We start from the raw sequence: 18,255 nt of genomic DNA, 5'->3' as shown, positions 1-18,255 counted from the left end.
TTCTTTCTGCATGCCCTGCATGCGTCAGGCGGCGGTCAAGCCGCCGTCGATGACGAGCTCGCTGCCGGTCACGTAGCGCGACTCGTCGCTGGCGAGATAGAGGATGGCGTTGGCAACGTCGAGCACCGTGCCGGCATGGCCGAGCGGCACCGCGTTGCGCCCCGCCGCGCCGAGGACCGCGCGGCGCCAGAGTCTTTTCAAACCGCACGCCACGCCGCCGCCTTGCTGTTGCTGCTGCGCGCGGGCATTCGTGCTCCAGATCGGCGTGTCGATCACACCCGGGTGCAGCGAGTTGACCCGCACGCCGTTGCGCGCGCGGGCGCACTCCAGCGCCACCGACTTGGAGAGCATGCGCACGCCGCCCTTGCTGGCCGAGTAGGCCGACAGCCCCGCGTTGCCGACCAGGCCGGCAGTCGACGACATGTTGACGACAGAGCCTCCGCCCGAACTCGACATCAGCGGCACGCCATGCTTCAGGCCCAGGAACACGCCGTCGAGATTCACCGCGAGCTGGCGGCGCCAGTCTTCCACGCTCATCTCGAAGGTGCTGCCCGCGAGCGCGATGCCGGCGTTGTTCACGAGCACGTGCAACGCACCATGGGCGGCGACGACCACGTCGATCACCTCCTTCCACGCGACCTCGCTGCTCACGTCGTGCGCGACGAACATGGCGCGCCCGCCCGTGGCGCGCGCAAGGCTGGCGGTTTCCTCGCCGCCCTTCTCGTCGATGTCGGTGGCAACGACGGTCGCGCCCTCGGCGGCCAGCCGCAGCACGGCCGCGCGCCCGATGCCCGAAGCCGCGCCCGTCACCAGCGCCACCTTGCCGAACACTCGGCCGTTGGCGCGGTCCCAGGCGGGGCGCTGCGCCGGTGCGTATGCATGGAGGGACACCGGCGCAGAAGCGAAGGCGCTCATCGGGCGCTCCCGGCCTTCAGGAAGCGGCTCACCACGAGCCGCAGCATCGGAGCCTCGCGCTGCGGATCGAACCCCGCGTCCATGGCGAGGCGCGAGAACACGCCATCGATCAGCGCGACGATCCAGCTCGCGGCCTGTTCGGGGTCGAGGCTTGCGTCGACCTGCCCGCGCGCCATGGCGCCGCGCAGCAGCCTGGCGATGTCGGCGCGAGTCTGCGCGTCGCCGGCTGCCATCTGGGTGTTGATGGCCGGGTTGCGCGTCGCTTCTGCGGCGATTTCGAGCGCCAGCCGGGCGTAGGTCTTGTCGGCCGCGAAGGCCATTACCGCATCGAGAAAGTCGAGCAGCGCCTCCAGCAGGTCGGAAGACTCGTCGAGCGCAGCGAAGTACGCGGCGGTGTCGGCGCGCTCCTCTTCGACGATGGCCTCGACGATGGCGCTCTTGCTGTCGAAATAGTGGAAGAGGTTGCCGGGGCTCATGCCGGCCTCGGCGCAGATCTCGGCGGTGGTGGTGGCATGGAAGCCGCGCCGCGCGAAGCAATTGCCTGCGGCCTCCATGATCTGGCGGCGCTTGGCCTGCTGGCGTTCGGGGTCGATCTTTCTCATGGCGCTGACTTGGGGTGTGCGGTCATGCGCCAATTATTAGACTAACTAGTCGATCTATTTATTAAGAACCCCTGAAGCCTTCGGGGCAACCGGGTTCTTCCGCGCAGCCGCCACCTCGCGGATTGCCTCGATCAGCAGCCGCGCGCCCTCGCCCGGCGCGTCGCTGCGCCGCACGGTCAGCCCCACCGGCCCTTCGGTGCTCGTGGTGTCGATGGCCAGCCGCTTGAGTTCCCCGCGCGCGATCAGCTCTTCGACCGCGCCCTGCGGCGCGAACCACACGGCGTCGGAGCGCCGCAGCAGCCCCAGCACGAAGCTGGTGTCGGTGGCCTCTACCAGCCGGCCGGGCAGCGCCATGCCCTGCGCGATGAGGAAGGCATCGGCCGTGTGCCGTATCAGCGTGCCCGACACCGGCAGCACCAGCGGATGGCTTGCCAGCGCATCGAGCGGCGGCTTGCGCCGCGCCGCCAGCGGGTGCCCGGGCCGCGCCACCAGCAACAACGGTTCGCTGTAAAGCTGCTCGAAGGCCAGGTCGGCCATGGCCGAGGCCTGCGCGAGGCGGCCCAGCACCAGGTCGATTTCACCCTGGCGCAGCTGCGTCATCAGCTGCGCGTTGGTGCCGCTCACCACGCGCACCCGCAGCGCGGGCTGCGAGGCATGCAGCGTGGCGACCACCTCCGGCAGCAGGTTGGCCACCATGTTCGGCAGCGCGCCGACGGCCACGCGAAGCTGGTCGGCCTCGGGCTGGTCCATGGCCAGTCCCATCCCTTCGCGCAGCCCGCGCAACGCCGAGACGGCATGGCGCACCAGCACCTCGGCGGCCGGCGTGAGCTCCACGCCCCGGCGGCGGCGCAGCAGCAGCTGGCGGCCGACGATCTCCTCCAGCTCCGCAACCGTCTTGGAAACGGCCGGCTGCGTGAGCGACAGCGCCTTGGCGGCGCGCACGAGGTTTCGCTCCTGCGCCACCATCACGAGGCATTGCAGGTGGCGCATCTTCAGGCGCGCAAAGTTCATGGCTGACACGGCGTTTCCTTGGGAGAGTGGCTGCTTCAATATAACCAGCCGGAATAGCTGGCAGAAGAGCTTTCAGTTGTGCCGCCTCCGTCGCCCACCTAGAGTCGGCCGGATAACGGAGACAAGACGACATGACGACCACCGGTTCGCCCAGCACCTTCTTCGGCGGCACCCGCCGCCGCCTCGCCATTGCCGCAGCCTGCGCGGCGCTCGCTTTTGGAGCCACCGCCACCAGCGCCTTCGCGGCCGATGCGCCCTACCCCACCAAGCCGGTGAAGCTGCTCACCAACTTCCCGGCGGGCGGCCCCATCGACATCCTCGCCCGCGCGCTGGCCGACGCGCTGCAGAAGGACCTGAAGCAGCCCTTCATCGTCGACAACCGGCCCGGCGCGGGCGGCAACATCGGCGCCGACTTCGTCGCCAAGGCCCCGGCCGACGGCTACACGGTGCTGATGGGCATCGACAGCACCTTCACCATCAACCCGCACCTGTACGCCTCGATGCCCTTCGGGGCCAAGGACCTGAAGCCGCTGATGATCTTCAGCTCCTCGGGCCTGGCCTTCGGCGTGGCGCAGGGCGTTAAGGCCAAGACGCTGCCCGAGTTCATCACCCAGGCCAAGGCCGAGCCCGCCACCTTCAGCTCGGCCGGCAACGGCAGCCCAGGCCACATCGCCGCCGAAATCTTCGCCACCGAGACGGGCGCCAAGATCACCCACGTGCCCTACAAGGGCAACGCGCCGGCCGTGCTGGCGCTGATGGGCGACGAGGTGCAGGCCGGCATCCTGGCCACGCCGGGCCTGCTGCCGCAGATCCAGGCGGGCAAGCTGCGCGCGCTGGCCGTGACCGGAAAGCAACGCTCGCCGCTGTTGCCGCAAGTGCCCACCGTGGGTGAGCTGGGCCTGAAGGGACTGGAATTCGAGGTGCTCTACCTCGCCATGGTGCCCGCCGCCACGCCCGAGCCGGTGATGCAGACGCTGCGCGCCTCGCTGCAGAAGGCGATGGTGCTGCCCGAGATCAAGTCGCGACTTTCCTCCCTGGACATGGTGCCGCTCAGCGAAACCGGCAGTGCCGCCAGCGAGCACCTTGCGGCCAGCCAGGCGCGCTACGGGCGCATCGTCAAGGCCACGGGCATGAAGGTCGACTGAGCGGCGGGCGACGGCAATCGGGAGCGTTCGAGGGTTAGCCCGGGTGATGGTTGATTTGAACAATCGAGCAACGCGTCTTCAGAATCGTCCGCAACTGCGGATCCCGCGGCCATACTCGATTGCAATCGATCGCCATCGCCTGAACGACGAAGACAAGGACCTGCTCACCATGCTGTCGACCTCATCCCCCCGCCCCATCACCCGCCGTCTCGCCGGCCTGATGGCCATTGCCGGCCTCGCAACGGCTTTCGCCGGCAATGCCTCGGCGCAACAGCATCCGATGTTCGACACCCCGCTGCGCATCGTCGTCGGCTACGCCCCCGGCGGCGCCACCGACCGCGTGGCACGCATCGTGGGCGACAAGCTCACCTCCCGCCTCGGCGTGCCCGTGGTGGTCGACAACAAGCCCGGCGCCGGCGGCCGCCTTGCGGCGCAGCAGGTGAAGACCACCCCCGCCAACCAGAACGTGCTGATGCTCGCCAACCCCGCCGTGATGGTGGTGGCGCCGCTGGTCTTCAAGGACAACAACTACGACGCCGAGCGCGACTTCGTGCCCGTGTCGCACGTCAACGACTACAACTTCGCGCTGGCCGTGTCGCCCAACCTGCCCGTGCGCGAGCTGAACCACCTGCTCGCCTGGATGCGCGCCAACCCCGGCCAGGCCAACGTGGGCGTTCCGGCCACCGGCAGCCTGCCGCACTTCTTCGGCCTCATGGTGGGCGAGAAGGCCAAGGTGCAGACCCAGGTGATCGGCTATCGCGGCTCGGCCCCGCTGCTGAACGACCTGATCGGCGGGCAGATCCCCATCGCGGTGGACACCGAAGACGTGGTCGTGCCCCAGCACACCGCGGGCAAGGCACGCATCCTCGCCATCTCGGGCACCAAACGCTCGCCATTCGTGCCCGACGTACCCACCTTCAAGGAAGCCGGCCTCGACCTCGCCGCCACCGGCTGGAACACCTTCTTCGCGCCGGCCAGCATGCCCAAGGAGAAGGTCGAGCGCCTCGCCACCGTCATCCGCGAAGTCATGCAGGACCCGGACACGCAGCGCAAGTTCAAGGACTCGGGCATGACGCCCGTGGTGAGCACCCAGGCGCAGACCGCCGCGATGCTCAAGGCCTACCGCACGCAGTGGGCGCCGGTGGTGCAGAAGTCCGGCTACCAGCCCTGACCCATTCCTTCAGAGTTCAGAGAAGAGACCAAAGAGACACATGGCAAGACCCAACATCATCTTCATCGTGGCCGACGACCTCGGCTATGCCGACCTGGGCTGCTACGGCGGCCGCGACGCAGTGTTCGGCCCCGTCTCGCCGGTGCTCGACGGCCTTGCCGCCAACGGCCTGAAGCTCACCCAGGGCTACGCGAACTCGCCCGTGTGCTCGCCCACGCGCTTCGGCATGATCACCGGCCGCTACCAGTACCGCCTGCGCGGCGCGGCCGAGGAGCCCATCAACAGCAAAAGCCGCGGCAGCACCACCCTCGGCCTGCCCACCGACCACCCCACCCTGCCCTCGCTGCTGAAGGCCAGCGGCTACCAGACCGCCCTCATCGGCAAGTGGCACCTGGGCTACCCGCCCACCTTCGGCCCGCTGCGCTCGGGGTACGACGAGTTCTTCGGCCCCATGTCGGGCGGCGTCGACTACTTCACCCACTGCGACTCCACCGGCCGCCACGACCTGTGGTTCGGCGAGGAAGACAAGCAGGAAGAGGGCTATCTCACCGACATCCTCTCGAAGCGCGCGGTCGACTACGTGGAGCGCATGGCAAAGCAGGAAGCCCCCTTCTTCCTTAGCCTGCACTACACCGCCCCGCACTGGCCGTGGGAAACGCGCGACGACGCAGCCAAGGCCCCGAGCATCAAGGACAACCTGTTCGACCTGGCCGGCGGCAACATCAACGTGTACCGCCGCATGATCCATCACATGGACGAAGGCATCGGCTGGATCATGGCCGCGCTCGAGAAGCACGGCATGGCCGACAACACCCTGGTGGTATTCACCAGCGACAACGGCGGCGAACGCTTCTCCGACAACTGGCCACTGGTGGGCGGCAAGATGGACCTGACCGAAGGCGGCATCCGCGTGCCATGGATCGCGCACTGGCCCGCAGTGATCGGCAAGGGCGGCGAGAGCACCCAGCTGTGCATGACCATGGACTGGTCCGCCACCATGCTCGACGCAGCCGACGTGGCCGCGCACCCCGACTACCCGCTGGACGGCGTCTCGCTCATGCCCGTGCTGAAGGACGCGTCGAACAGCTTCCGCCGCCCGCTGCACTGGCGCATGAACCATCGCGGGCAGGAAGCCATGCGCGACGGCGACTGGAAGTACCTGAAGGTCGACGGCAACGAGTACCTGTTCAACATCCCCGGTGACGAACGCGAGCGGGCGAATCTGGCGAAGAAGGAGCCGGAGAGGCTGGCGGCGATGCGGGCGGACTGGCAGGCGTGGAATGCGACGATGCCGGCGATTCCGGAAGATGCGACCGTGAGCCTGGGGTACTCGGTCAAGGACATGCCGCAAAGGTAAGTTGGCCGAAGCGCGCAGAAAAGGTCAGCAGCTCCCCAAGCAGCAGGCCCTGCGCGCCTGACACTTGCGAACGTCAGCGCCAGCTCGGAGGTGGGCCACCGAATCGGGACAAGGCGATCGGCGGAGCGTCGTCGAACACCTGCCAGCGCAACTGCTCGGCGGCGACTTCATAAACGTGGACGCGGAACGCACACACAAAATGCCGCAGACGGGCCGCCTCTTTCCACACGGATTCGCGCGCGAGCACCGGTAACCAGGGGGAATCCTTAACTTCGTAGAGGCGGTTCGCCCGCAGGCCCAGAGAGACCAGTGGGTGGCCATCCCGCGCATCGCCGTTCCACATCTGCATGCGGGCCGCAGCGGCGTGCAGGAAGTCGATCCGGACGCTCGGGCCAGTCTCGGCGTTCAACACGCGAATACCGTCCACAGTTGCAGGAGACAGATCAACGTGGCAAGCCAAGCTGAGCCCAGTGGACTCCTGCGAGAAGTATTGATACAGCGAATTGGGCACCCATCGCGGTGCGTCCTCAAACTCAACGAGCGATGTATTGCGGTCAAGCGTCATGAGGTCATTCTGCTGCACGCGCTGGCGCAAATCACGCCTGCTCCAATGAGCGCAACGAACTCCAGCAGTGATCGCCAAGGGCGGCGACGGCGGAGCAGAAAACTACGCGTCCCGCTGGCCAAAGGTCAAAGTGGCGGAAGCCTGATCGCGCGGCAGCGCTGAGGGCGGGCGGCCCGCCAGCCGGCGACTCTCGCGTGCCAGGTGCGGCTGGTCGGCGTAACCGGCCTCAGCGGCCAGGCGGGCCAGCGGCGTCGATGGCTCCGCGCGCGCCAGCCGCAGAAAGCGCTGGTAGCGCAGCAGGCGTGCCAGCGTCTGCGGGCCGTAGCCGAAGTGCTTCACGAAACGGCGGCGCAACGTGCGCTCGGGCTGCTGCAGGCGCTCGGAGAGCCAGCGCAGCGGCGAGTCTTCGGGGGCCATGCCTGACTGCAGCAAGCGGAAGGCTTCGGCCATTGCGGCATCGGGCGTGAGGTTGGCGGCTGGCTGTGGCCGCGCAGCCACCCTTTGCACGAATTGGGCGGACGAATCCGCAGCGAGGCATGCCGCGGCGCGCGCACCCCACAGATCGCGCAGCGCAACGCGGCGATCCGCGAGCGCACTCATGTCGACGCCCAGCCACGCGGCCGCCGCGCCGGGGTGGAAGCGCAGGCCCAGCACCTGCGCGCCGGGGCGCAGCGCTTCGGCATGCGGTTGCCGGTCGGGGCCGGCCACGCGGACCACGCCATCGATCCACTGCAGGTCGATCGAGCCGTCGGGCACCACCAGCAGCGGCGATGTGCCGCCGGCATCAGCGGGCAGCACATGCATCCACTGGCAGGCAAAGATGCCGCGCAAGGAAGGCGGCACCGGGGCTTCGGCATAACGGCCGACCTCCTGCGCGAGCGGTGGCGTGGCCGTTTTGTTCAAGTCGGCGGACATGGCGTGGAGCAATCTCGGGGCTTCCATTGAACAACAACTGCGAAGCAGGAGCCCCCCGCATGAAAGCCCGTATTTCCGTTCTCACCATCTGCGTAGACGACCTGGAGCGCGCGCTGCGCTTCTACCGCGACGGCCTGGGCCTGGCGACGCCGGGCATCATCGGCCAGGAATTCGAACACGGCGCGGTCGCCTTCTTCGACCTGCAGCCCGGCCTGAAGCTGGCGCTGTGGCCGCGCGACAGCCTGGCGCACGACAGCGGCATCGCGCGCCGCGGCAACGCATCGCCCGACTTCACCATCGGCCACAACCTGCACAGCGAAGCCGAGGTGCAGGCCACGATGGCGCAGGCCGAGGCCGCCGGCGCGACCATCGTGAAGCCGGCACAGAAGACCTTCTGGGGCGGCTTCGCGGGCTACTTCCAGGACCTGGACGGGCATCTGTGGGAAGTGGTCTACAACCCGGCCTTCCTGCCGGAGGACTGAAACGGATGGGACGCCAGCACCTCGTGCCACACGGGCCGCGTCTTCAGCCACGAACGCACGAACTGAAACTCGCGCACCGGCCAGCGAACAGGCGGCATGGGCGGCGCGGCGGCCCCCGATGCCTTGCGGGCGATGGTGATGTGCGGCGCCCAGTCGTCATGGCGCCCCGACAGCCACGGTGCGAGCTGACGCACGACGGCCTGATGCAACCGGTCGAGCGCCGCGTTCGGCTGCGGGCGCACGATGGCGATGCCGTTGTGGGCCCAGACGCCGGACCAGTCCAGCAGCAGCTCGAAGTCTTCTTCCATGCGCAGCTCGCCCAATGCTTGGCGGATGCCTTCGACGGCGGCATCGCCCTGTGGCGAGATGTGGCACAGCGTCATGTGCAACCGGTGCGGCTTCGGCAAGCTGGGCTTTGGCTGCGTGCGCCAGACCCACTGCGCGCGGTGCTCGGCGATGGCGGCCTGCACCGCCTCGTCGGGCTTGAGCCAGGCGTAGAGCATTGGCATTTCCAGTCGCGCGCGGCGCGCGGCATCGGCGGGGGTGAAGGGCTCGATGTCCATGGTGGGGCTCATTGGACACTAGGCATGGGCGCGATGCTTGAACCATCGTGGGCAGGAAGCCATGCGCAATGGAGAGTGGGAGTACTTGAAGATGGACGGGAACGAGTACCTGCTCAACATCCCTCCTGTAATGAACGCGAGCGGGCGGATTGGCAGACTTGGAATGCGACCCTGCGTCTTAGGTACGCGGTTAAGGATATGCCGCAGAGGCGAAGGAAGAGCCGTCCCCACCCTTGGCAGGCGGCAACCTTGAAGTGATGGACGGTATATGGGCGAGTACCTCGCCCAATCGCGCTTCACTCAGTTACTGGTGATATCTGAGCCAGATTAATGCGTCGAGTTCTGCAATGTTCTTTGCGGGATAACCCTCGCGATCAGCCAAAGCCAACCGTAGGCATTGCGCCCAATACACGTACGCGGCCCCTTCAGAGGCACCCGCAAGCTTCTCGTAGCCGATGGCGGAACGGAACTCCTTCACCGGCTTGTTCATGACTGGGTACAGCTTCGGAAACCACTGGCACAGCATTTCAGTAAAAAAGGCCGTTCTGCTCCTCACCCCAAGACTCGCGAGCCGATCAATCTCCTGAGCAACAAGATCGTCACGATCCTCATCCTTCGCGTCGACTATACAAACCAGAGATTGGCTGAGCGCTCGAAAGTCGCTAGCTTTGCCTTGCCGCTCCCATCCCTTCGCTTGGAATCGATTACCCAAGCCCCAACCCCAGTGGTTCGGCAGGCGCTCGTAAAACTGGAGGTTGGTAATCCGACCCTGAGCACAATCCCTGAACAATCTCATCAAGCCAGGCTGGTGTTTCCTGAAAACAGCCATCTTTCCCCTGCGCTCTCGAAGTAACTCGGCGACCTCATGAGTGTCCGGCAACGGAAGTACCGAAGGCGACACGGCCTTTTTAGGATTCGTTCTTCGTGGCACCGGCTTAGCCTCGTCATAACCAGCAAGCCAATCTTCGTCAATCACCTCGCACTTTGATTCGACTCCTGTAACCCAAGCCGCCGCCTGGGCGAACTGCGCGGCAGATAGCTGCAGATAAATATTGGCTTCGTGATTCTTCGAGAACGCTGCAGAAGTGAGATTTGAGGATCCGACCAGAGCATGCATACCTCCATCCTTCTCACGCCAGAAAACGGCCTTTGGATGAAACCCATCAATCCGCTCCGCCGCCATGAATCGATTCTTCAGATTCGCCGGCAGCCACTGCATGACCTTCCGGCAAGCCAGCTTACGTGTTATTCCGAAGTCACGCCCAACAATAATTCTGAGCTTCTGGCAGTTCGAGCTCAGCCTGATTGAGGTATTCCAGTCAGTCAAGTATGCGGAGACGATGTAGAGTTCCACCGCACTCTCTAGCGCACGCGCGTATTGAGCATTCAAGCTCGCTCCAGTCGTTTGCGGCAACAGGATTAACACTGTCATCGTGGATACCCTTAAGCTCAAGATACCGTCTACCGACACGTGATCGAACCTCAAGAGAGTCTGCAGAAGTAGAGATATCTTCAAGACCCTATGGATCGAGGATCAGCACTACAAGAGTGGTGCGACGTTGCACCTCTCTGTCTTGTCCTGCTCTACTGCATAGGAGAGTGACCGCCTTCTACGCACCCATGCTTATTCGCGGTATCGCTCGTACTCATCCAAAAAAAGCCGCGCAGACTCGTCAATAAACTCTTGTCTTCGCTTCTGAAGATCCACTAACTTTTGGTAGATGCTTTTGTAGATGACTTGGTGAGCCTGATTCTTGATGGCTTGGTCGTCGTATACATCAAGCTCAACCGCTTCCTCGTGGAGAGTACGATCAACCAATCTCAGCAGGCTATCCTTGTCGATCTTGTCAATGGAGATGTAGTCACCATTCGCCGCCAAGAACTGTCCCATGCTTTCACTGACTCTTAATAGTTTCATAGCCTCGCCTTCTCGTTTCATAGGTGTCTATCCCAGCTTCTAGGGAATTCAACAACATCTCGTAGCTGTTGATCTCTAAACCATCCACCGAGGCCAAAGTCTTGTCCGTCGGATAACCAGAGAAGATGCGGTACTTTGGCACTCCGTTCTCCAAAACCTTGGTCGTGCACAGTACATAGTCAGCACCGACTGATGCTCCGACTGTGTTGTTGTGCGTAACCACTATGACGGGCATCGTCTCAGAAATGCTCTTGAGCATCTGGTTGACTTCTCCCTTAAGGAAAAGGTTATCGAAAGAAGACTCTGGTTCGTCTATCAGCAAGAGGTCATAGTTCTGCGCATCCGCGATTTCTTGTAGCAACCTGAATTCAGATCTTTCTCCGCCCGAAACCTCATAGCCATCTTTGTTTAGGATGCGATAGCTGATTTTCGTGAACAGCTTGTATAGATCCGCAGAAGGCAAGCTCTCGTTTTGCTTTAGTTCGCGAAGATAGTCATAGGCACTGCCGTACTTGCGAAACGCGTCGCCGAACGCCAGCTTGGTCCCGCTGACGGCCTTGATCTCTCCGGCACTGCTGTACGAGTTTTTTCTTGCTTCTATCCTGAAGCCCTGAAGAGAATCTTTGAAGATGATCTGATCCCTTTTGAGAAAATCAACGATCTCTGAAAATCGCGCCACTCGCTTCTTATCCATCGTCATGGCATAGAGGTCAACATCCTGAATCTGCGTTGCAGAAGTCCGAATCTTTAGTCCCTGTTTGATTTCCTTCACGAGCCCATTGACGGCTCGCTTCTTCTCCGCATCCAGCATCTTTGCCCACAGAGCCTCGATCAACTCAACAGCCAACCGCTTCAACGCAGCCAGATCAACGTGCTTTTCAATGATCTGACGGTATTCGATGTTCTCGATTACTTGGCGCACGGACTCGATGAGGGTTTGAAGTGTGGATGTATTCCCAACGGAGAACTCAACTTCATCGAACAAGGCTGCTTTCGAGAACGCGTCTTGGCGATCTGCTTCCTCTGCCGACCTCATGAGCGTGTCCAAGTAGCTAGTGACTTCGCGGTCGTTCGCAGCCAAGTCCACTTTGACAACCTGATCGATCACACGCTTTAGGCCCGCCAAATACTGGTCAACGAAGGCACTTCGCCTCCGCTCAATATTGCTCTTGAACTCGCGCTCATAGCCAACATCGTTCTGCTGGACGAGGGAAAATTGCTCGATGTACTTAACACTCTTGATTGTGTTGCTGATCTCATTAAGCATATGAGTTTTGCCGGTTGAGCGAGCACCCAATAGGACATTCAGACCAGTGGAGAGCTTCTGACCATCGTCAAACACCTGCCATAGCTTGTTCCCATCACGCTCAGACAGAGCGACTTTGGCTTTGTCTTGCAGACAGCTCTTCAGGGCCTCCAACGTCAGCGTGCCGCAATCGATGAATGTTTGCCTTGTCGGCAGCTTCATCATGTCGACCGACATTCTCGAATCGCTGAAGAGCACCGGGGTTAACTTGGCAGCATCTTTGATATTTCGCACAAATTTCTTTGCGCTATCTACCTCACCGGCACAGATATGAGGTCTAAGCTTCTCCAGTGTCTCTCCGGTGATGGATGGCCCCTTGTCATAGTGCGGGATGAGGAGGTAGTTCTGAAGATTTCCGAAGATCTGGATTAGCTCTTCGACAGTAATGCTGTCCCCTCTTTTAGTAATCCGTTGCGATACCTGAGTCGCCTTGGAATCGAAATCTTCGAGATCCGAAGGTCGAGCGATAACAAGAAGATGCCCATTTCCAACATTGATTTCGATGCCTGGGAACACCGTGGCAGTCAATGCTTCTTGAATCCGCCGAAACTGCTCGACGTCAAAGACATCATGATTGGTGACAGCTACACCGTCCAATTTCGCTTCGGCGACATACTTTATGAAGCTCTCAAGACTGAAGGTGAATGACCTATCACTGATAGTTGAGATAGTGTGGATATGCAGATCAATTTTCTTCAACATCACCTCCGTCCAGTGATCTTGCTAAAAATCCGAGCCTTCAAGGCTAAGGATTACTTCTCTCGCATCCAGAGTAAAACCGCGCCATGCCCCCCATCGTCTTCATGCGTGTGCCGCGGGACAAACGACCTTGGTCAACTCGGTGTGCTTACCCTTGCATTCCAAATGCCTCGGTGCCCGCAGGAAGATTGATTGAAGAACAATACTTCGCAATTCGCCGAGCAGGTTGTCGAACGGATACCAGAACCAGGAATCGCCCACAGCAAGCGTCGTGGGCGATGCGCCTCTCATCAGGGCATCTTGGTGCCCGTAGAACAAGTTTGGGATCGGCATGGGAACCCTCCTCGGCGCGACATTAGCGGAGAGGAAAGTTCTAGAGCATCCCGTCTTTGTGGGATGCCTTGGGCCAGCAGCCGATCCTGGCCTTCTTCGCTTCTCCTGTTCTCCTTCAACAAAATCCCCGCCTCCTACGCCAAACCCACCGCCATCCGGAGTATGTGATCCAGTTGCTTCTTCCCCCTCCTCTGCAATCCGGCGGCACTCATACGCCAGGCCCAGTTCGCCTGCTGGCCCGTGTCAGTGCCAGAAGCAAGAAGAGCGGAATAAAAGCCAGAAACAGCGACTGAGGTGCAATCCAATGCTCAAGCAAACCACCCAGCAGCCCGCCGAACACGCCACCACTTGGCCCCGCAAGTGCATTGATCGATGCCGCCTGGCTGAACCCGATCGTCTCGCCCAGCAGGGCAAACTCAGTGAGATTGATGATCTGCAGCAATCCGAGGCCGCACCCTAGTAGCGCCGCAAAGACGTATGCCTCAGCCGCCTCACGCGAAACGGCAAGCCCCACCAACGCCCCCACAACCAGAAGTCCGCCCACAGCACAGCTTTCGCGGGGGTATCGGACCACCAGTCGTCCCGCCGCCACGAGCGTCAATACAAAGGCGACTCCCTGTGCAGCAACCACAAAGCCAGCCGTGCGCTCCGGCAAATGCAAGTAGCGCAAGACGATGATCACGATGTAGAAGGCGAAGTAGGCGTTCAGCGACTGGATGGAGAACTCCCAGATCGCAACGCGCTGCGCTGGCGCCCCCTTGAACAGTTGCGCGAGCGATTCCCGTTTGCCGGATTGACGCTGCCTGGGCGCCAACTGCCCACTACGGCCGATGCCAAGCAAGAACACCACGATGTTCAAGCCGAAGATGACTGCAGCCCCCCAGAAAGCCATCACCGGCCCATGCAGAGGGAACAGCGTAGTGGCCAGGACCGCACCCAGAAATGTCATGCCGATCACGTGAGCCGCCCGAAACCACCCGGCGCGTTGCTTGCCCAACTCCCGCAGCCGACTCATGAAGATGGTGTTGATCGACACGAACCGAGGAGGCATTGCCAGGCTCGAGGCCGCAGTGAACAACAGCAGGGCCCAGAAGGTCGGTACCAGTGGCGTGAGCAAACAGATGGCCATGCCCCAGACCGACCCCAGGACAAACACGACACGCGCCCCGTAGGCATCGACCCAGCGGCCGGCCGAGGTTGCCAGTACCAGCATGCCGATGCTCTGAGAGACGGCCACGGCGGCAAGCATCCACCCACTCGCATCCATCCTTACCGCGTACAGCGTCGTGATGACTCTGGAGTAGCCGATGCTCAACCCCATCAGCAGCGACAGGCAGATCAGTCCACCCAGAAAGCTGCGGGTAGAAACGGTAGAAGCACCGGCCTGAACACTCTGGGCAGTCATGCGATCAGCGACGACTGCTCACTGCTCGTGAGGCCGGCTCTTTGCCCCGTCCGAAGCTGTCGGCACATCTCCCACGATAGTGACGCGCCGCATCACGCGTGTTCTGTCGCCGTAGTCATTGATTGCGTAGTGCTGTGTGGAACGGTTGTCCCACATGGCCACGTCGCCAGGAGCCCAATGCCACCGGACGGTGTTCTCCAACCGCGTGACGTGCGCTTGAAGAATCTCGTAGAGCCGGTCTGAGTCGTAGGTATTGCAGCCAACGAAGCGCTGCGCATAGTGGCCAAGCAGCAGGCTTTTCTCGCCGGTGTCGGGATGCACATGCACGACGGGGTGCTCGCTCTTGATTACCTGGGCTGCATATTGCCGTCGATATTTCTTGGCCGTGTCGTCATGAAGGAGTTCAACTCGACTCGCGGCGTAGTCGAAGTCGTTTCCATGCACGGCCCAAAGCTCTTCAGCCAGTGCCTTGAGGTTGTCGGGCAGATGCTCATAGGCGGCCACCGTGTTGGCCCAGACCGTATCGCCGCCGAGATCCGGCAGCGTCACTGCGCGCAGGATGGAAAGCTTGGGCGGACGCAGATCGAAGGTGACGTCGGTATGCCAGGAGTTGGCCCGCCCTCCCCTATGAGAGTGGAGCTCGAGAATCGTCGGCTCGTCCTGGGTGGCAACCGTCGGATGGCTCACGATTTCGCCGAAGTTCTGCGCGAAATCCCGGTGTGACTGGTCTGTGATCTGGTGTTGATTTCTGAAAAACAGCACGCGATGCTTCAGGAGCATTTCATAGACGAAATCGACCTCCTCGCTGGACATCTCGCTTCGGATGAACATGCCCCGCAGCTCGGCCCCGAGGCCTCCTGAAAGAGGAACAACCTGTACAGGCTCTTCCTTTGCAACTGTCGCAACGTCCCTCATATTCCATTTCCCTCAATGACTTTATTTGTAATGAAGCATTGAATTCAAGGCCGCATCACATTTGGCCTTGATTTCAAATATCGCCTGCGTCTCTGTTGTTTTCTTCTTTTTCTCGCGGACGAAAGAAATGGCGGCCTGCATTGCTGCCTGGTATCGCGCCAGGAACTCCTCTGAATCGTTCTCGGGAAGTGACACCATGTATGCGCAAAACTCCCGGTCGGCGATGAACCTGTCGAGCGGTGTCACGGTGGCCGAAGTTGCAACCGCAGCCCAGCAAAATCCAGCGAACAGGAGTGCCGTTTTTTTAATCATTCATCACCATCTTCAAAACCCTGTGCAACAGCAACTTTTCGCAGCGAATCCTATTTGACGGACATCGGCACGAGCAAACAAATAGTGCTTATGAAGCGCATAACGACTCGTGATCGAGGCCTTCGACGGGCCTGCGAATTTCGCCGTCGCGTAAACTGATCTTTCGTGGATCAGCAGATAGCTGCCGGGGGAGAAGGACAATGAAACGGGATGACCAGTCGCACCCGGCAACGCGCTCAGGTGCAGACGACGATCTTGCGGATCGCAAAAGCATGCTCAGAGGTCGCCTGCTCGCGCCCGAGTTGCTGCGTGCCTTTGTTGCGGTGGTCGAGTGCAACGGCTACACGCCAGCGGCGCGCTACCTGCATCGCACTCAAGCCGCAATCAGCCAGCAGATCGCGAGACTCGAGGATTGCGTCGGCTTCGATCTGTTCGAGAAGCCCAAGCGGCAGTTGAAGCTGACAGAGCAAGGCAAGGTGCTGCTCGACTACGCCCGTCGCCTGCTGTCCTTGAACAACGAGACGATGGAGAAACTCCGCCCCGGAGTGGTCAGCGGAACGGTCCGGATGGGCGCAACGAATTTCTACGCCACAAGGGTGCTTCCTTCCCTGCTGGCCGAGTTCTCGGATATCTATCCGGCCATTCACATTGACCTGGAAGTCGGCATCGCGGATGAGATGCAAAGAAAGCTTGGGCCGGCATTCGATCTCACGATCAACGCCTTCCAGGGAGGCGAGGGAAACGGCGTCCTGCTGCGCAAAGACCCAGTGGTCTGGGCAGTTTCGAAAAAAGCAGCCCCGCATAGCAAGCAACCCGTTCCCTTGGCACTTCTTCCCAAGGGCTCGCTTCTCAGACGATGGGCGGAAGAAACCCTCACGGCCGCTGGAAAGCGCTGGGTGGTGGTGCAGGAGAGCTCAAGCGTGGAAGTCCTCAGGGCCTCCGTTCTGGCCGGGCTGGCAGTCGGCGTTTTCCAGGAAGCGACGATCAGCGATGTGGCGGAGATACGCAGCCTTGGGCCGGAAGACGGCTTTCCCTCTCTGCCGTCTTCCGAGATGTGGCTGGAGCGTGCGAATCGCGAGTTGCCACGGGCGGCGAAGTGCCTGTACGAGTTCCTGCTGGAGCAGTTGCCTCCGTGGGAGTAGGCGGACATGTCAAGCCGGAACTGCTGGAGACGCAGCCACGCTACGCAAACGCAGGCGTGACTGCGCCCGTCTTCTACCCTCTGCTACTCGCCTCCAACAACATCTCCGCCTCCCGAGCCAGATCAGAGGCGATCCAGAGCATGTGGTCCCGGTGCTTCTCCCCCGCCTCCTCGAACCACCCGTTGCCGTCGCCATAACAGCACCACAGCAGCGAGTTCAACTGCGCCAGCTTGATTTCGAGTAATTCCCTTGCCTCGTCGGGCGTCGGGGCGGGCGCCGTGGGCTTGGTGGTTGTGCCGCGCGTGGTGTTGCTGCTGCGGCGGGAAGATTTGGGCGTGGAACGCCCGGCCATAATTCGCGTAGCCATTTGGTGTGCTGTCCTTCGAGGTTATGCACGTCATGTGGTCAGACGGTCAGGGTGTTCACGCGCCCTGGCCGTCGCCTTTTGTGCCTCACGTTCGCACCAGTGCACCGAGGAGCACCGGCAACCCGCCGTGAGGTAGGCGGTTCATCAGTTCACTTGGTCAGCTGCTGGGGAGAGTTCCTTTCACGATCAGTGTTCGTCGCCCACAAGGAGGGGCGTCTTGCGGCAGGGGCATTCACTGTAGAGAAGTGAAGCCGCGCAAGAGAAAAAGATTTCGTCGAGGATTTCTCGAATCAGCGAGATATCTGCCGGGGCGCTGTTGCGAGACACAAAGCTCTGACAGTTGGGCACTGTTGCTCGCCGAAATGCGAGCACATGAGGCGATCTCGTCTTGACGTTCAGACAGGCCGGAAATGTGCTGCGCTGTCTGGATTCGCGAGGCGCGCGTTTCGCGCGGAATCCGCGATACCAGAGAATCTGCTGATGAACATCGTCTGCGACCTCTTTCTTCCGACTCCAGTGCAAGGAGACACCCCTTGGTTGAAGAGGTTGACGCTAGTTCATCGTGAGTTTGTTCCACAGCCGGAACGGGCATATGTTGGCTTCCTCGGCCTGAACGCCTCCAGACTCATCGCCGTCGCCCACGTCACTATGGCTCGCAAGGATGGAATTGCGATCTTGAACATTCCTGTTCGGTACAGGGACTCGACGCGTCTGAGTGAGGCTGAGGCGATGGCCGTTGCATCGCGTCAGCACCCGGAATGGAGGTTATCGATGAAGGCAAAGTACCCTGGTCTTGAGAACCCGATGTTCTATGCCTTCTCATACAGCCCGGTTGACCCTGAACCGTCAGACGACGATCGTGCAGGCGGAGGCAACGTCGCAATCGACTCGCTTGACGGCCACGCATGGCTCGGAGACGAGATGGGGATCTATCACTACGACTATTGCAATCTGCTTTGACGGCAGTTGCTTGTCAAAAGCGGAACTCCAGCCTCAGAGAGACAAGAGGGTACGTCGCCCACCTTATCGACAACATGTGTGACGAAATACAGATTCCGAGCGAGACCGTCTGCTTTGAGCAGCGCAACTGGGATGCTGTCTTCGATGCAGTTAGCAGGCAAACCGAATCTGT

General features: G+C 61.6%; 20 protein-coding genes. 6 read left to right on the top strand and 14 right to left on the bottom strand.

Annotation, left to right across the window (positions count from 1 at the left end):
- Positions 1 to 24 precede the first annotated feature (24 nt).
- The 3 genes from EJO71_RS15925 to pcaQ are packed head-to-tail and all read right to left on the bottom strand — an operon-like array spanning position 25 to position 2,528.
- Entirely contained in the window at positions 25 to 915 is an 891-nt protein-coding gene (locus EJO71_RS15925; RefSeq protein WP_125950089.1) for an SDR family oxidoreductase, read from the bottom strand.
- On the bottom strand, positions 912 to 1,517 hold the full coding sequence (locus EJO71_RS15920; protein WP_125950090.1) for a TetR/AcrR family transcriptional regulator: 606 nt from the start codon (positions 1,515 to 1,517) through the stop codon (positions 912 to 914). Before EJO71_RS15920 ends, EJO71_RS15925 begins: the two co-directional genes overlap by 4 nt.
- A 54-nt stretch (positions 1,518 to 1,571) precedes the next feature.
- On the bottom strand, positions 1,572 to 2,528 hold the full coding sequence (gene pcaQ, locus EJO71_RS15915) for a pca operon transcription factor PcaQ (protein WP_125950091.1): 957 nt from the start codon (positions 2,526 to 2,528) through the stop codon (positions 1,572 to 1,574).
- Between the two features lie 131 nt (positions 2,529 to 2,659).
- Between pcaQ and EJO71_RS15910 the strand changes: the two genes are divergently transcribed.
- The 3 genes from EJO71_RS15910 to EJO71_RS15900 all read left to right on the top strand — a co-directional run bounded on the left by EJO71_RS15910 (position 2,660) and on the right by EJO71_RS15900 (position 6,201).
- The gene (locus tag EJO71_RS15910) at positions 2,660 to 3,673 is read left to right on the top strand and encodes a tripartite tricarboxylate transporter substrate binding protein (RefSeq protein ID WP_125950092.1); all 1,014 of its coding nucleotides are present in this window, start codon (positions 2,660 to 2,662) and stop codon (positions 3,671 to 3,673) included.
- 169 nt (positions 3,674 to 3,842) lie between these two features.
- Entirely contained in the window at positions 3,843 to 4,844 is a 1,002-nt protein-coding gene (locus EJO71_RS15905; protein WP_171022533.1) for a Bug family tripartite tricarboxylate transporter substrate binding protein, read from the top strand.
- Between the two features lie 40 nt (positions 4,845 to 4,884).
- On the top strand, positions 4,885 to 6,201 hold the full coding sequence (locus EJO71_RS15900; protein WP_125950093.1) for a sulfatase-like hydrolase/transferase: 1,317 nt from the start codon (positions 4,885 to 4,887) through the stop codon (positions 6,199 to 6,201).
- Between the two features lie 73 nt (positions 6,202 to 6,274).
- On the opposite strand, the gene EJO71_RS15895 is transcribed toward EJO71_RS15900, so the two are convergent.
- Both EJO71_RS15895 and EJO71_RS15890 read right to left on the bottom strand, forming a co-directional pair.
- The gene (locus EJO71_RS15895; protein WP_125950094.1) at positions 6,275 to 6,766 is read right to left on the bottom strand and encodes a hypothetical protein; all 492 of its coding nucleotides are present in this window, start codon (positions 6,764 to 6,766) and stop codon (positions 6,275 to 6,277) included.
- 102 nt (positions 6,767 to 6,868) lie between these two features.
- Positions 6,869 to 7,681, bottom strand: a complete 813-nt coding sequence (locus tag EJO71_RS15890; RefSeq protein ID WP_164546849.1) for a helix-turn-helix domain-containing protein — start codon at positions 7,679 to 7,681, stop codon at positions 6,869 to 6,871.
- Between the two features lie 59 nt (positions 7,682 to 7,740).
- Here EJO71_RS15890 and EJO71_RS15885 point away from each other — a divergent pair, with 59 nt between their 5' ends.
- Positions 7,741 to 8,163 carry a VOC family protein gene (locus tag EJO71_RS15885; protein WP_125950096.1) on the top strand — a complete coding sequence of 141 codons (423 nt, stop codon included), beginning with the start codon at positions 7,741 to 7,743 and terminating at the stop codon, positions 8,161 to 8,163.
- Here the strand turns inward: EJO71_RS15885 and EJO71_RS15880 are convergent.
- From EJO71_RS15880 to EJO71_RS15845, 8 genes are all read right to left on the bottom strand, one after another.
- Complete coding sequence (locus tag EJO71_RS15880) at positions 8,133 to 8,726, bottom strand: 2'-5' RNA ligase family protein (protein WP_164546850.1); 594 nt, start codon at positions 8,724 to 8,726, stop codon at positions 8,133 to 8,135. The two genes, EJO71_RS15885 and EJO71_RS15880, sit on opposite strands and share 31 nt — an antisense overlap.
- Before the next feature lie 304 nt (positions 8,727 to 9,030).
- The gene (locus EJO71_RS15875) at positions 9,031 to 10,158 is read right to left on the bottom strand and encodes a phospholipase D family protein (RefSeq protein WP_125950098.1); all 1,128 of its coding nucleotides are present in this window, start codon (positions 10,156 to 10,158) and stop codon (positions 9,031 to 9,033) included.
- Between the two features lie 192 nt (positions 10,159 to 10,350).
- Positions 10,351 to 10,617, bottom strand: a complete 267-nt coding sequence (locus EJO71_RS15870) for a hypothetical protein (protein ID WP_206169083.1) — start codon at positions 10,615 to 10,617, stop codon at positions 10,351 to 10,353.
- 4 nt (positions 10,618 to 10,621) lie between these two features.
- Complete coding sequence (locus tag EJO71_RS15865; protein ID WP_206169027.1) at positions 10,622 to 12,652, bottom strand: hypothetical protein; 2,031 nt, start codon at positions 12,650 to 12,652, stop codon at positions 10,622 to 10,624.
- 99 nt (positions 12,653 to 12,751) lie between these two features.
- The gene (locus tag EJO71_RS15860; protein ID WP_125950099.1) at positions 12,752 to 12,982 is read right to left on the bottom strand and encodes a hypothetical protein; all 231 of its coding nucleotides are present in this window, start codon (positions 12,980 to 12,982) and stop codon (positions 12,752 to 12,754) included.
- Positions 12,983 to 13,190: 208 nt separating this feature from the next.
- Positions 13,191 to 14,387 (bottom strand): MFS transporter, encoded by a 1,197-nt coding sequence (locus tag EJO71_RS15855; protein WP_125950100.1) that lies wholly within the window; start codon positions 14,385 to 14,387, stop codon positions 13,191 to 13,193.
- Positions 14,388 to 14,405: 18 nt separating this feature from the next.
- Positions 14,406 to 15,302, bottom strand: coding sequence for a TauD/TfdA family dioxygenase (locus EJO71_RS15850; RefSeq protein WP_125950101.1), 897 nt, complete (start codon positions 15,300 to 15,302; stop codon positions 14,406 to 14,408).
- 21 nt (positions 15,303 to 15,323) lie between these two features.
- The gene (locus EJO71_RS15845; protein WP_125950102.1) at positions 15,324 to 15,614 is read right to left on the bottom strand and encodes a hypothetical protein; all 291 of its coding nucleotides are present in this window, start codon (positions 15,612 to 15,614) and stop codon (positions 15,324 to 15,326) included.
- 200 nt (positions 15,615 to 15,814) lie between these two features.
- Between EJO71_RS15845 and EJO71_RS15840 the strand changes: the two genes are divergently transcribed.
- On the top strand, positions 15,815 to 16,756 hold the full coding sequence (locus tag EJO71_RS15840; protein ID WP_240651442.1) for a LysR substrate-binding domain-containing protein: 942 nt from the start codon (positions 15,815 to 15,817) through the stop codon (positions 16,754 to 16,756).
- 73 nt (positions 16,757 to 16,829) lie between these two features.
- On the opposite strand, the gene EJO71_RS34600 is transcribed toward EJO71_RS15840, so the two are convergent.
- On the bottom strand, positions 16,830 to 17,123 hold the full coding sequence (locus EJO71_RS34600) for a hypothetical protein (RefSeq protein ID WP_206169028.1): 294 nt from the start codon (positions 17,121 to 17,123) through the stop codon (positions 16,830 to 16,832).
- Positions 17,124 to 17,603: 480 nt separating this feature from the next.
- On the opposite strand from EJO71_RS34600, the gene EJO71_RS15830 reads away from it, so the two are divergent.
- Positions 17,604 to 18,083 carry a hypothetical protein gene (locus tag EJO71_RS15830; RefSeq protein ID WP_125950103.1) on the top strand — a complete coding sequence of 160 codons (480 nt, stop codon included), beginning with the start codon at positions 17,604 to 17,606 and terminating at the stop codon, positions 18,081 to 18,083.
- The last annotated feature ends 172 nt before the right edge of the window (positions 18,084 to 18,255 follow it).

The sequence above is a fragment of the Variovorax sp. 679 genome (assembly GCF_003952185.1).
Lineage (GTDB): Bacteria > Pseudomonadota > Gammaproteobacteria > Burkholderiales > Burkholderiaceae_C > Variovorax.
This window is presented reverse-complemented; position numbering and strand designations above follow the sequence as displayed.

Excerpts from the sequence above, each read along its gene's own strand:
- EJO71_RS15920 (WP_125950090.1), bottom strand. The coding sequence starts at position 1,517 with ATGAGAAAGATCGACCCCGAACGCCAGCAGGCCAAGCGCCGCCAGATC.
- EJO71_RS15905 (WP_171022533.1), top strand. The coding sequence starts at position 3,843 with ATGCTGTCGACCTCATCCCCCCGCCCCATCACCCGCCGTCTCGCCGGC.
- EJO71_RS15900 (WP_125950093.1), top strand. The coding sequence starts at position 4,885 with ATGGCAAGACCCAACATCATCTTCATCGTGGCCGACGACCTCGGCTAT.
- EJO71_RS15885 (WP_125950096.1), top strand. The coding sequence starts at position 7,741 with ATGAAAGCCCGTATTTCCGTTCTCACCATCTGCGTAGACGACCTGGAG.
- pcaQ (WP_125950091.1), bottom strand. The coding sequence starts at position 2,528 with ATGAACTTTGCGCGCCTGAAGATGCGCCACCTGCAATGCCTCGTGATG.
- EJO71_RS15840 (WP_240651442.1), top strand. The coding sequence starts at position 15,815 with ATGAAACGGGATGACCAGTCGCACCCGGCAACGCGCTCAGGTGCAGAC.
- EJO71_RS15845 (WP_125950102.1), bottom strand. The coding sequence starts at position 15,614 with ATGATTAAAAAAACGGCACTCCTGTTCGCTGGATTTTGCTGGGCTGCG.
- EJO71_RS15925 (WP_125950089.1), bottom strand. The coding sequence starts at position 915 with ATGAGCGCCTTCGCTTCTGCGCCGGTGTCCCTCCATGCATACGCACCG.
- EJO71_RS15890 (WP_164546849.1), bottom strand. The coding sequence starts at position 7,681 with ATGTCCGCCGACTTGAACAAAACGGCCACGCCACCGCTCGCGCAGGAG.
- EJO71_RS15855 (WP_125950100.1), bottom strand. The coding sequence starts at position 14,387 with ATGACTGCCCAGAGTGTTCAGGCCGGTGCTTCTACCGTTTCTACCCGC.
- EJO71_RS15895 (WP_125950094.1), bottom strand. The coding sequence starts at position 6,766 with ATGACGCTTGACCGCAATACATCGCTCGTTGAGTTTGAGGACGCACCG.
- EJO71_RS15830 (WP_125950103.1), top strand. The coding sequence starts at position 17,604 with ATGAACATCGTCTGCGACCTCTTTCTTCCGACTCCAGTGCAAGGAGAC.
- EJO71_RS15860 (WP_125950099.1), bottom strand. The coding sequence starts at position 12,982 with ATGCCGATCCCAAACTTGTTCTACGGGCACCAAGATGCCCTGATGAGA.
- EJO71_RS15875 (WP_125950098.1), bottom strand. The coding sequence starts at position 10,158 with ATGACAGTGTTAATCCTGTTGCCGCAAACGACTGGAGCGAGCTTGAAT.
- EJO71_RS15850 (WP_125950101.1), bottom strand. The coding sequence starts at position 15,302 with ATGAGGGACGTTGCGACAGTTGCAAAGGAAGAGCCTGTACAGGTTGTT.
- EJO71_RS15870 (WP_206169083.1), bottom strand. The coding sequence starts at position 10,617 with ATGGGACAGTTCTTGGCGGCGAATGGTGACTACATCTCCATTGACAAG.
- EJO71_RS15865 (WP_206169027.1), bottom strand. The coding sequence starts at position 12,652 with ATGTTGAAGAAAATTGATCTGCATATCCACACTATCTCAACTATCAGT.
- EJO71_RS15910 (WP_125950092.1), top strand. The coding sequence starts at position 2,660 with ATGACGACCACCGGTTCGCCCAGCACCTTCTTCGGCGGCACCCGCCGC.
- EJO71_RS34600 (WP_206169028.1), bottom strand. The coding sequence starts at position 17,123 with ATGGCTACGCGAATTATGGCCGGGCGTTCCACGCCCAAATCTTCCCGC.
- EJO71_RS15880 (WP_164546850.1), bottom strand. The coding sequence starts at position 8,726 with ATGGACATCGAGCCCTTCACCCCCGCCGATGCCGCGCGCCGCGCGCGA.